At 42.3% G+C, this 12689-nt stretch carries 7 protein-coding genes, 1 tRNA gene and 2 pseudogenes; 5 read left to right on the top strand and 5 right to left on the bottom strand.

The genetic code is table 11. The features are described 5' to 3' along the window. The 5 genes and pseudogenes from ACHLI0_RS23650 to ACHLI0_RS23630 all read right to left on the bottom strand — a co-directional run. Positions 1 to 1463: pseudogene (locus ACHLI0_RS23650) on the bottom strand (alpha-N-acetylglucosaminidase); the annotation flags it as partial. A gap of 50 nt (positions 1464 to 1513) precedes the next feature. Continuing rightward, positions 1514 to 2705 (bottom strand): annotated as a pseudogene (locus ACHLI0_RS23645) (n-acyl-d-glucosamine 2-epimerase). A 37-nt stretch (positions 2706 to 2742) separates the two neighbouring features. Next, positions 2743 to 4149, bottom strand: coding sequence for a sugar porter family MFS transporter (locus ACHLI0_RS23640; protein ID WP_490750161.1), 1407 nt, complete (start codon positions 4147 to 4149; stop codon positions 2743 to 2745). A gap of 5 nt (positions 4150 to 4154) precedes the next feature. Beyond that, positions 4155 to 5255 carry a DUF4434 domain-containing protein gene (locus ACHLI0_RS23635; RefSeq protein WP_016267840.1) on the bottom strand — a complete coding sequence of 367 codons (1101 nt, stop codon included), beginning with the start codon at positions 5253 to 5255 and terminating at the stop codon, positions 4155 to 4157. A gap of 38 nt (positions 5256 to 5293) precedes the next feature. Next, positions 5294 to 7174 carry an FAD-dependent oxidoreductase gene (locus ACHLI0_RS23630; RefSeq protein WP_490750189.1) on the bottom strand — a complete coding sequence of 627 codons (1881 nt, stop codon included), beginning with the start codon at positions 7172 to 7174 and terminating at the stop codon, positions 5294 to 5296. A 342-nt stretch (positions 7175 to 7516) separates the two neighbouring features. On the opposite strand from ACHLI0_RS23630, the gene ACHLI0_RS23625 reads away from it, so the two are divergent. The 5 genes from ACHLI0_RS23625 (at position 7517) to ACHLI0_RS23605 (ending at position 12687) form a co-directional block, all read left to right on the top strand. Further along, positions 7517 to 8725: an ROK family transcriptional regulator gene (locus ACHLI0_RS23625; RefSeq protein ID WP_008760710.1), complete on the top strand. Its 1209-nt coding sequence runs from the start codon at positions 7517 to 7519 to the stop codon at positions 8723 to 8725. 129 nt (positions 8726 to 8854) lie between these two features. Further along, a tRNA-Thr gene (locus ACHLI0_RS23620) sits at positions 8855 to 8927 on the top strand. 66 nt (positions 8928 to 8993) lie between these two features. Then, entirely contained in the window at positions 8994 to 9872 is an 879-nt protein-coding gene (locus ACHLI0_RS23615) for a DNA/RNA non-specific endonuclease (RefSeq protein ID WP_016267842.1), read from the top strand. 104 nt (positions 9873 to 9976) lie between these two features. Then, on the top strand, positions 9977 to 11014 hold the full coding sequence (gene mltG, locus ACHLI0_RS23610) for an endolytic transglycosylase MltG (protein ID WP_008760708.1): 1038 nt from the start codon (positions 9977 to 9979) through the stop codon (positions 11012 to 11014). 80 nt (positions 11015 to 11094) lie between these two features. After that, entirely contained in the window at positions 11095 to 12687 is a 1593-nt protein-coding gene (locus ACHLI0_RS23605) for a thiamine pyrophosphate-dependent enzyme (protein ID WP_490750160.1), read from the top strand. Positions 12688 to 12689: the final 2 nt, after the last annotated feature.

Genomic DNA, 12689 nt, shown 5'->3' with positions numbered 1-12689 from the left:
GTAATGAATCCCATGCTTTCAGAATATGTTCGTCTTGATTTCCCCCTCTGCATTTTGCCCAGTTTAGAATCCATTGATCAGTTGTTAACGGATAATCCCATGCCTGGTCAAATACAAATTCATACATAAAAGGATTCACATCGAAGCCTTCCAGGGTAGCTCCTAAGCCATATACATTCTCACCACCTTCTGCAAAGAGCCTTTTGATTTTGCTATCAACATCATCCAGATTTCCGACCATCATGGAGTTTCCACCGAAATTGCCCAAGTAACACCATATATATGGTTTCCCATAGTACTTTTCCGTATTCCTCCATATTTCTGTACTGTCACAATAGTAATCCAACAGTATGAGTTTGTCATCTGGCACAGCCTCCAGGAAAGAACGGATTCTGGGTTGTGTCCATTTCTTTTGATCATGGTAAAACATCCATGTCATTTGCAACCACTTAGCCTCAGCATCTACTTGGTAAATGGACTCATATATCTTATTAGAAACCTTTGCCAGGAAATCTTCATTCCAATTTGGAGAATCAACCTCATTAAAAGGATCAATTCCATAAATATGATCTGTACCGTATATTGCCGTCTGCTCTTCCAAATACATTTTTTGAATGATGTTGAACAGAGAGTCCATTGGTTCTATAAAATGACTGCGATATTTTGAATCATATCCTCCCCATTGACTCATTTCGTGAATTTTGGCATCCGGATAGATTGCTTTAAGTTCTTTAGGTACGTGGCCAGAAAATGCAGGTAAAACAGGGGTCATATTAAAGTCGCGTTCTCTCTTTAATATTTGTTTCTGTAATACTTCTTGTTGCTCCAACCATGATTTCGGCAGGGGACTTTGCCAATAATCGACATTAGACATACGATGCCAGGGCAAGTGCGCAGGTCCTGTGAAATATGAACGTATTTGTTCATCGTTTAATCCTAATTTGCTCCAGACCTTATACCATACTGTCTCTTGTCCACTGATAGCTAATGGCATCGTAATTCCATTTAATGCCATCCAGTCAATCAACCTTTCCCAATCAGACCATTTTCCAATAAGGCATTGTATATCCAAATGTACAGTAGTTCAAGAAGAAACGATTGTCACACTTAGAACGGATAGATATTGGTTGAGGAATTACTGGTAACTCTTCGGGCATATCAATGCTATCAGAGGCATACCAAGATACATTCGTATGGCAGTAATATTTCAGATAATGGTTAAGACCTACGGCCAAAGAATTATTATTATTTCCTTTTATGCGAATTTTCTTGTATGCCGATTCTAGTATAAAACGATCCATCTGGTTTGAGTCATTTAATAATTCAAATTCAAAAGAATCTGCATGTTGAGGAAATAATCTCTGGCACATCTGTTCTAATACTGGGTTACTTGATCCAGTATCCTTTCTACAACCTGTAAAAAGAAAAATTGTAAGTATTATATAGAAGTATTGTCTGTTCATATCAGGGTAATAAAAATAAGAATGTGTATTATATGTTAGATATGTGATTTTCATGGATGTATAATTTCATTTGTTTCTCGTAACTCTTCCAGTACTTTCCAGCATTGGTACAATCCTCTTGGTACATGGAAACATCCTTTCCATTTCCCGCCTTTGAGTGGCAGCAATACTTCTCCCTGCCGATTCAGATAACCGAACCATTCCGGATATTCCGTATCTTTGAAGTGTGTCCACGTGTAGTCATGTACTTTTTCAAACCATTCCAGACATCTTTTATCTCCGGTCAACTGATAGCCTTTCAATAATGAAATCAAAGATTCAATGTGTACCCACCAGAGTTTCTGATCCCACTCCAATTGCTGGGGAGGACAACCGTTACGGTCCATAAAGTAATAGATGCCTTCACATTGCTTGTCCCAACCGTAATCAAGCATTGTTAAGGTGGTTAACATTGCTTGTTGTATGAGCTCCGGTCGGTTCAGCCTTTTGCCTAGATCCATGATAAACCACATCGCTTCAATAGCATGACCGGGAGTCACTTGGCGTCCTTCGAAACAATCCACCAGATTACCATCCACATCGACATTCTCAACAATGATACCACCCAACTCCGGACGATAAAAGACATTCATCACTTCATGGATGCAGGTTTCCATCGTCTGTTCCAGATAACCGGGATCCAGAAGATGTTCGATCTCCAAAGCCAGATTACAGAGGATCATCGGGAGGGCGAAGTTCTTCAGATTACGAGTACCAGGATGAACCTTGTTCCACTTGCCTTTCGGATTATCAACTTTAGAGAGTATGATTTCAAAAGTCTTCTTTGCTATGTCCGCATACTCCTGACTTCCGGTAGCAAGACTCAACTGCCCGAAGGCCATCGTGGCGAAAGTATATGAGAAAATATTGTATGGTTCTACCAGTGGTCTACCCGAACGATCGAGTGAAAAATACCAGTTGTAATCTCCATTATGTCCACATTTTTTTAAGAATTCACCACCCTGAACGGCACAATCCAGCCATTCCTGCCGTTTTTTCCACTTTGTTGTAAAGCATGGAGAACATCCATACCTCACGTCCCTGCAACCAGATGAATTTATCTGTATCAAAAACTCCTCCTTTGCGGTCTAAGCAGGTGAAATAACCGCCAAACTCAAGATCTTGAGAGTGTTCGAGCCAGAATGGAAGGACATTATCCAATAATTCATTCCGATATTGATCGGCTAGTATTTTAAAATCCATATATCTTTAAGTGTTAAGTTATTAAGGTCTCTTTCTTCTACTGTTCCGACCGGGTCCAGTATCTTTCGATCTCTTCCAGTGACTTTCCTGTAGTCTCCGGCACGAGTTTCCATACGATGAGCATATACGGCACGCACATGACTGCGAACAGGAAGAATGTTCCGGCGGGGGTGAGATTCTGGAGCATCCAGGGGGTTAGCTGTCCGATCAGGTACGTTCCTATCCACAGGGCGAATCCTGCAATGGACATCGCCAGTCCGCGTACCTTGGTGGGGTACATCTCCGAGAGGAGCACGAACACCACGGCACAGATGGAGACGGCACAGCAGAATACATAGAACAGGAAGAAAACGAGCAGGAAGAGGCTGGATACTCCCCAGGAATCACCGAAGAGGAAGTAAATGCCGATCAGCAGGAGGGAGACAACCATCCCCGAAACTCCGTAATAGACCAGTTGCTTGCGGCCGACCCTGTCAATGATCACAAGAGCAAGAACGGTGGTCAGAGTGTTGACTAGTCCTACGAGAACTTGGTAAAACAAAGAATCTCCTCCTGAAAGTCCTGCGTTTTCGAAAATAGAAGGGCCATAATAAAGTACAGCATTCACACCCATGAACTGTCCCAGAATAGCAATGCATACACCAATGATGACCGCTTTAAAAATTCCGGGTTTCATTAACATAGCCCATTCAGATTTTGTTTCAGACGTCAATACAGATTTCGTTTCTTTTAATTGACTTGTAGCCTCTGAAACTGAGTTATATATCTTTTCCAATATATTGACTGCTTTTTCTTCTTTACCTCTTACGATCAGCCAACGAGGACTCTCCGGAATAAAGAAGATAATGATGAAGAATAACACAGCCGGCAATGTTTCCATTCCCAACATTCCTCGCCAGACTTCAGTTACAAATATCTTATTCAACCAGTCCATACTTAACTGATTACCACTTTCAGCATAAGCCAGCAATTGATAGTTAATCAAATAAGCTCCTAAAAATCCAACTGTCACAGCCAATTGATATAAAGAAACCAAACGTCCTCTATATTGTGCCACAGCTACTTCAGATATATACAAAGGAGAAACAATCGACACAACCCCAATACCAACTCCACCGATAATACGATAGACTACCAATTGAGTGAAGTCTGCGGAGATCGCACAACCTAAAGCCGATGTAGAAAACAGAGTCGCTGAAATAATCATCGTCATTTTTCGTCCTAGCTTATCACTCAAGATACCGGCAAAAAGAACACCGACGATAGAACCTATTAAAGCACATCCCACATACCACCCCTGTTGCAACGTATCCAGTTGAAAAAGTTGAGTAACCTGAGCGATTGTTCCGGATATAACAGCAGTATCATATCCGAACAAAAATCCTCCCAAAGCTGCTACAACAGAAAGGAAAATAAGATAGCCAAAGTTAATTGTAGACTTCATATCACTCATTTAATTTCAAAATATTCTCTGTATCTATCGTATAAATGTCCAGCTTGCAAGTAAGCAGATTGAGGGCTCATAAAATGAGAAAATTCGAAAGTAATAGCCTTATCATACCCTGCACGTTTGGCAGCTTCCAACTTCATCCGAAGCTTATCAAATTTAATGGGTAGAAAACGGATAGGCATATCACGGTCAAAAGACTCGGCATTGGTCCAGCATTGCATGCCATACTTATCTGCTAATTTTTTATTTACAGTAAAGAACGCATCCAACTCATCATAATCGATATGTCCATCCTGAAAAGCACAAGCATCTACCACTTCATGAATTCCATCAAAAATTTCATTCCATTCTTTTTCGTGTTGTTGTACAGAAACCGCATCTTCTCTTGTCAGTTTCCCTGTTCCCATAATAGCCTTTTTGCCATCAATCCACGGAGAGATAAAAGTCGGGAGTCCGTTCGATACATCTTTACATTGCTTTCCCATAGCGCGGAAAGCATCAATAGCCCCTTTCGTGGCGCGGCTAATCTCGCCGCTGATGTACCAGCCTCCAAAACTTTTATACTTCTCTCCGTACATCTTCCAAACCTCATCAATCACATACTTGTTATCCTCAATCTCCCAACTTAAATCACCTGTATCCCAATACCGTCCTGAATCATACAAACCAAAATAAAATTTCATGTTATACTTCTCCGCCAGACGCAAATACATATCTACCAAATCAACCGACGGCATATAGCATCCTTTTTTCAGCAAATAGGGTGAAGGGTAAGTCATAAACTTACGATAACCGGAACGAATCATAATCACTGTATCGATACCGATTCTTTTCATATGCTGAAAATCCAGATCCCATTCTTTCTCCCCCCAGTTCTGATGAGGAATATCATGAGATATTTCATCCAAAAAAGTTCCTGTAATTTTTAAGCCATTATTTTTGGGAACAATCAATTTGCTTTCCAAATCGCCAGCCTTGATCTTCGGGGAGAGTTCCCCTCTCCCCTCTCCGTCAGCTGCAAATAATGAAGGGGCAACCAAAGCGGAAGCTCCGGCCAAAGCTGCCTTCTTTAAGAAATCTCTACGATTATTAGTTTCCATAGTTTTAATTTTTTGTTTTTACTTGGATATATGTTAACCTATTGAATATACTTACCAGTGATATCGATCTGTTTTTTATTGAAAGGATCCAATACCTGATCAATCATTACAGCCATCTCCCCTCTCAAAATATTCCGTTTCAAATCCGGTTCTTGCATTCCGTATGCTTTCCAAAGCGCTTGCGGGTCAACAGTAGTATTTAGTTTTTCCGTTTCTACTATCTTCTGAACAAGTTGAACTGCCTCCTCAATACTTAATTTATCCGCTCCTGTTTTTGTGAATTCATCTTTGGCAGCCGGATACACTTCAAACAGACCATCCAGTTCTGACGCCAGCAATACCGTATCCGCTCTCAACCAAGTCTGATTGGACCAATCCACATTCTTACCGACTCCTTTCAGAATCCCCGTAGAGCCAATCCGCTGATAAGAAGCAAACTTCGCATCCGAGACAGGGACATCCAGATAAGGAAGCAAATATCCTTTAGCATCCAGAATAGCATTCTGAACATCACGAACGGAAATATCACTTATCTTCTGATTATTCTTCACAGCTAGTGCAGCCAGAGCTCCCGCCGCCTGACCGATCTGCAATACAACCGGCTGCAAACGAGTCGTTCCATTCATAATATTCGATACGGAAATAGATTTCTCTGCTACAATCAGCCCGTCCACCGCCTGGGGAATCAATGTACCTAACGGCAACCCATACGAAGGGATCGGATGAAAATACAGATTAGGCAACTCTTCATAACCATGATAACGAGTATGATGATGATCTACCGGATAATCGCCCACAGCAATACAAGTACGGTACAGCTTTTCATCCTGCGTATATGGATTGAGTGCATGATTCAAGTTAAAGCGGACTAATCCGTGAATTCTTCTGGACTCTCTATGATAAGGGATAAAGGGTAATTTATCCTCTGTCGGATATTCATCATCCGCCAATCCAAGTGTATTATATCCCAGCTCATGTTGCAGGAAGTAGACAAAGCACATCGTATAATGTTTCGCATATTCCAACGCTTTCAAGCGCTCTTCCGGAGTCATTTCAATCAGATTAATATAATAATCATTACCTTCTATCGGCCAATTAATCATATATTTATGATTCGGCAACCGCCCGTAGGTAATCATCATATCTTTAGACCAGACGCGATCCGGCTCTTTAGGAGTTATGCATACCGGACTGGCACAGGCACAGGCAAATTCTTTAGGATCGTATCCTTCAGGTTCCGGAATAGTCACATCCTTACCATAATCTTTTAATATGGCAACATAGGTAATATCCTGCACAATATTATTCTTCTTTTCCGGAGCGATATCCTCGTGCGTGTCATCTCTGCTTTCCATACCAATATCATACTTCACTCCACACATTTTTGCCACATCGCCCAATTCGGTGGCATCAATCATGATCTTCGCCCGAACCGTCTTCACACCTTGTCCTTCCACCTTCACTTTAGCAATCCACTCGTCTCCTGTTCTTTTTACTTCTTCAAGGCAAGCCTGTTTCCAGACTTTTAGATTATTTTCCGCCGCTACCATTTCGTGAAGAATCTTATTTCCAACTGACGGTTCAAACAATACATTGCTCACCCAACCCGTCTTCAAAGAATCTAGCCCACCATAATAATCAGACAATCTATTCTTAAATTCTCCCCAAAGTCCGGCAGGCAATCTGTAATTTCCATCCACAGCACTCACACCGGCAGAAGTCAGCATACCACCCAACCAGGTGCTTTCTTCGAGAATCAGCGTATTGGCTCCCATACGAGCAGACTGGATGCCGGATGTTACACCACTGGCACCTCCACCTATAATAAGTACATCTACCTTATCTTCCTCTGAGTGCATACAAGAAGAGTATGATACCACCAGAAATAGCCCACAGAGTATTTGGAATAAGTTTTTCATCATAATACGATTTGGTTACGGTACATCTTAATTAATATCACGGTACAAATATAGCTATATTTATTAAATAAACAATAGATAATAAAATATTTTATTAACAAAGTTGTTTTTTGCCTCTTTATTCATTAATAAGACTATAAATATGAAGCTATTCAGATACCAGTACCCTTATTACCTTATTATATAAGAAGATTTCAAATAACTATCAATGAGAGAATTCACTTCCTATAAGGAATCAGCACAGCATCATCTCAGATTCAATTCTAATTTTTTCATCAAGAACCTTATTAGTTAATAAAAAAATTAATTATCTTTGTAGATATTACAAAATATAAGAGACGTATGAACCAACAATTCTTGAAAGAAATAGAAATGGGCTCTAAAAATGCCCTCGTTAAAAAGAGGATCATTACACATTATATATATAATGGTAGTTCCACTATTCCCGATCTTTCAAAAGAACTAGATCTAAGCGTGCCCACAGTCACCAAGTTTATCGGTGAAATGTGTGAGGACGGATATATCAATGATTACGGAAAACTGGAAACCAGCGGTGGACGCCACCCGAATCTCTATGGATTGAATCCGGAATCCGGTTATTTTATAGGTGTAGACATCAAAAGATTTGCAGTCAATATCGGACTGATCAATTTTAAAGGTGATATGGTAGAGCTAAAAATGAATATCCCCTATAAATTTGAGAATTCGATAGAAGGGATGAACGAGTTGTGCAAACTCATTCTCAACTTCATCAAAAAGCTCCCTATTAATAAGGAGAAGATCTTAAATATCAATGTAAATGTATCGGGACGAGTAAATCCGGAATCCGGATATAGTTTTAGCCAGTTCAATTTTGAGGAACGCCCGTTGGCGGATGTCCTATCGGAAAAGCTGGGTCATAAAGTAACCATCGACAACGACACCCGTGCCATGACTTACGGAGAATATATGCAAGGGTGTGTAAAAGGAGAAAAAGATATTATTTTCGTCAACGTCAGCTGGGGAGTCGGCATCGGAATCATTATCGACGGCAAAGTCTACACAGGAAAATCCGGTTTCTCGGGAGAGTTCGGTCACGTCAATGCATACGACAATGAAATCATCTGCCATTGCGGCAAAAAAGGGTGTCTAGAAACAGAAGCATCCGGCTCTGCCCTTCATCGCATTCTTTTGGAGCGTATTAAAAGCGGAGAAAGCTCTATTCTTTCCACCCGAATATCCGGTGAAGAAGACCCCATCACGCTTGACGAAATCATCACAGCCGTCAACAAGGAAGATCTGCTTTGTATTGAAATTGTTGAAGAAATAGGGCAAAAGCTGGGAAAACAAATTGCAGGATTAATCAATATCTTCAATCCGGAACTGGTCATTATAGGCGGAACTTTATCTTTAACGGGAGATTATATCACCCAACCCATCAAAACAGCGGTACGTAAGTATTCACTCAATCTGGTCAACAAAGACTCTGCCATCATTACATCCAAATTGAAGGATAAAGCAGGTATTGTAGGCGCGTGTATGCTGGCACGCAGCAGAATGTTCGAAAGTTAAACTACCGTTACTTTATGCAAAGAGTTATGGTAAAGGAAGATTTTAAATTAAAGCTCAAAAAATATTCAGAATCCTTTTGTTTTCTCAAATAAAGCTGTAATTTTGCACGCCGTAAACGAGAAACAAACCGCCGCTATAGCTCAGTTGGTAGAGCAACGCATTCGTAACGCGTAGGTCGCCAGTTCAAGTCTGGCTAGCGGCTCTTGACAATAAAGCGCTAACTACAGAATAGTTAGCGCTTTTCTTATTAACCCCCAAAGCAAATCGCATGAAACGAGGTAAGAGCAGGAGATTATTTAAGAAAAAGAAGTCACATTCCAATCAAAGATTAGGGTGTATTATCGCTATCATCGTACTTATTCCCATTTGTTACGGGCTTTATCTGTATTATCAGCAATACAGTGTCCAGCACAGTAGCAAACCGCAGATAGAGACTTCCGTTTCCCTCCCCACTCCATCCGGCAAAGATTTAGAGATTCCCATTTCATTGATTCCCCGTCAGGAGCAGATCATTCGTCATAAAGGTTATACGGTTTCCTACAATAAAGATCTAAAGATTCCGAATTGGGTTTCTTACGAGCTGACCCGCCAGGAAACCAAAGGAAAAGAAAAGAGAGGTGACAACTTCATCGCCGATCCTTTAGTAAAAGGCGCCATTGCGACCAATGCGGATTATGCACGCTCAGGATATGACAAAGGACATATGGCACCGGCCGCCGACATGAAATGGAGTCCGGATGTCATGAAAGAATCCTTCTATTTCAGCAATATGTGTCCGCAGCATCCTCAGCTGAACAGAAGAGGCTGGAAAAATCTGGAAGAAAAAATAAGAGACTGGGCGGTAGCCGATAGTGCCATCATCATCATATGCGGCCCTATCATCGACAAGCCGTCCAAGACCATCGGAAAAAATAAGGTGGCAGTGCCCGAACGATTCTTCAAAGTAATCCTCTCTCCTTTTGTCAAACCGGCTCGTGGCATCGGGTTCTTATTCAACAACAGACAGGCGGTAGAGCCTCTTTCCACCTATGCGGTATCAATTGACAGCATCGAGAAACTTACCCATATGGACTTCTTCTCTCCCCTGCCCGATGAAATAGAAAATGCAGTAGAAGCCAATGCCGATTATTACCAGTGGCCACGCTAATAGTTGACAAAATCAGCCGAATTTCAACTATTCACCGTTGAAAGGAATCGCTCCTATCCAAAATCTTCCTATCTTTGACGCAATTTTTAAAGTTACGTCACAAGATGAAAAAGAAAACAAGAAATATCTTATTATCCGTTCTGACCGGAGCTCTCCTTCTTTGCGCCATTGCCGGAGGAACAGTCTATTATTATCTCTTTGCTCCTCAGTTTCATCCCTCCAAAACCGTCTATGTATATGTAGACCGGGATGACACGGCAGATTCAATCTACAATAAGATCAGACAAACCGGTCATGTCAACAAATTCACCGGATTTCAATGGATGGCAAAATATAGAAAATTCGACCAGAATATACATACCGGACGTTATGCCATCCGCCCCAACGAAAACGTATACCATGTATTCAGCCGCTTCTTCAGAGGTTATCAGGAACCGATGAATCTCACTATCGGAAGCGTACGGACACTAGACCGGCTGGCGCGAAGCATCGGCAAGCAACTGATGATCGACTCCGCCGAAATAGCCCGCCAACTATTCGATTCCGCTTTTCAGGCCGAAATGGGGTATACGCCGGTCACCATGCCCTGTCTTTTCATCCCCGAGACCTATCAGGTATATTGGGATATGAGTGTCGACGACTTCTTCAAACGTATGCAGACAGAACACAAACGATTCTGGAATGACGAACGTCTTGCCCAGGCAACCGCTATCGGCATGACACCGGAAGAAGTCTGCACCCTCGCCTCCATTGTTGAAGAAGAAACCAACAACAACGAAGAAAAGCCGATGGTAGCCGGACTATACATCAACCGCCTGCACACAGGTATGCCCCTGCAGGCAGACCCTACCATCAAGTTCGCTTTACAGGATTTCGGGCTGCGACGCATCACCAATGAGCATCTGAAAGTCAACTCTCCCTACAACACTTATATCAACAGCGGTTTACCTCCGGGACCTATCCGCATCCCCTCTAAAAAGGGCTTGGACAGTGTATTAAACTACACGAAACACAATTACATTTACATGTGTGCGAAAGAAGATTTTTCAGGTACTCACAATTTCGCATCCAATTATGCCGACCACATGGCAAATGCAAGAAAATATTGGAAAGCACTTAATGAAAGAAAGATTTTCAAGTAATTTTGTGATAAAACGAGCCAAAAAGGCTATCTTTGCCCGATATAATAACAAACTGTGATCAACACTAATAAAGGAAATATATGAGCAAGCAACTCTTACTTGGCGATGAAGCCATTGCACAAGCTGCACTGGATGCCGGACTTTCAGGTGTATATGCCTACCCCGGTACTCCTTCAACTGAGATTACTGAATATATCCAAATGGCGCCTATAACCACTGAGCAGAACATACATAATCGTTGGTGTGCCAACGAAAAAACTGCCATGGAAGCCGCACTGGGTATGTCATTTGTAGGCAAACGCGCCTTAGTGTGCATGAAGCATGTAGGCATGAATGTGGCTGCAGACTGTTTCGTCAATTCTGCCATCACGGGTGTGAAGGGAGGACTGATTGTGATAGCGGCAGACGACCCCAGCATGCACTCTTCACAGAATGAACAGGACAGCCGCTTCTACGGAGACTTCTCCCTGATACCGATGTACGAGCCCAGCAACCAGCAGGAAGCATATGACATGGTATACAACGGATTCGAATTCTCTGAGAAAACAGGCGAACCGATCTTAATGCGTATGGTCACCCGCCTCGCACACTCCCGTTCCGGAGTAGAGCGCAAAGAGCAGAAGCCACAGAACAGCATTTCATTCAGTGAAGATCCCCGTCAGTTTATCCTGTTGCCGGGAAATGCCCGCAAACGCTATAAAGTATTGCTTGCCCGCCAGGACGAATTCATCAAAGCTTCCGAGGAATCTCCTTACAACAAATACATAGACGGCCCTAACAAAAAACTGGGAATCGTCGCTTGCGGTATCGGCTACAATTATCTGATGGAAAACTATCCGGAAGGTTGTGAATACCCGGTACTTAAGATCGGCCAGTATCCATTGCCTAAAAAGCAATTGCTGCAATTGGTTGAATCCTGCGACGAGATTCTGGTACTGGAAGACGGACAGCCATTCGTTGAAAAACATCTGAAAGGCTATCTGGGCATTGGTATCAAAGTAAAAGGACGTCTGGACGGCACACTGTCACAAGACGGAGAATTAAATCCAGACTCTGTAGCACGCGCGGTCGGCAAAGAAAACAAATCGGAATTCGGCGTCCCTTCTGTAGTCGAAATGCGTCCTCCCGCACTGTGTGAAGGATGCGGACACCGTGATATGTACGTCACACTGACAGAAGTACTCAAAGAAGAATATCCTTCCCATAAAGTATTCAGCGACATCGGTTGCTATACGCTGGGAGCCAACGCTCCGTTCAACGCCATCAATTCATGCGTAGACATGGGAGCTTCCATCACAATGGCGAAAGGTGCGGCCGACGGAGGCCTTCATCCGTCCGTAGCTGTAATCGGTGACTCTACATTTACTCACTCCGGAATGACAGGTTTGCTGGATTGCGTCAACGAAAATGCCAATGTCGTTATTGTCATTTCAGACAATGAGACAACAGCAATGACCGGTGGTCAGGACTCTGCGGGCACAGGACGTATTGAATCCATCTGTATCGGTTTAGGAGTCGAACCTGCCCATATCCGTGTCGTTGTTCCATTGAAGAAGAACCACGAGGAAATGAGACAGATCATACGCGAAGAAATCGAATACAACGGTGTATCCGTTATCATCCCGCGCAGAGAGTGTATTCAAACATTAGCACGCAAAAAAAGAAGTAAGTAAGC

It is taken from the genome of Bacteroides sp. RCH18, from assembly GCF_058231005.1.
This window is presented reverse-complemented; position numbering and strand designations above follow the sequence as displayed.

What these genes read in the sequence shown, in the direction of transcription:
- ACHLI0_RS23640 (WP_490750161.1), bottom strand. Translation starts at nt 4,149, where the DNA reads ATGAAGTCTACAATTAACTTTGGCTATCTTATTTTCCTTTCTGTTGTA.
- mltG (WP_008760708.1), top strand. Translation starts at nt 9,977, where the DNA reads ATGAAAAAGAAAACAAGAAATATCTTATTATCCGTTCTGACCGGAGCT.
- ACHLI0_RS23635 (WP_016267840.1), bottom strand. Translation starts at nt 5,255, where the DNA reads ATGGAAACTAATAATCGTAGAGATTTCTTAAAGAAGGCAGCTTTGGCC.
- ACHLI0_RS23625 (WP_008760710.1), top strand. Translation starts at nt 7,517, where the DNA reads ATGAACCAACAATTCTTGAAAGAAATAGAAATGGGCTCTAAAAATGCC.
- ACHLI0_RS23605 (WP_490750160.1), top strand. Translation starts at nt 11,095, where the DNA reads ATGAGCAAGCAACTCTTACTTGGCGATGAAGCCATTGCACAAGCTGCA.
- ACHLI0_RS23615 (WP_016267842.1), top strand. Translation starts at nt 8,994, where the DNA reads ATGAAACGAGGTAAGAGCAGGAGATTATTTAAGAAAAAGAAGTCACAT.
- ACHLI0_RS23630 (WP_490750189.1), bottom strand. Translation starts at nt 7,174, where the DNA reads ATGAAAAACTTATTCCAAATACTCTGTGGGCTATTTCTGGTGGTATCA.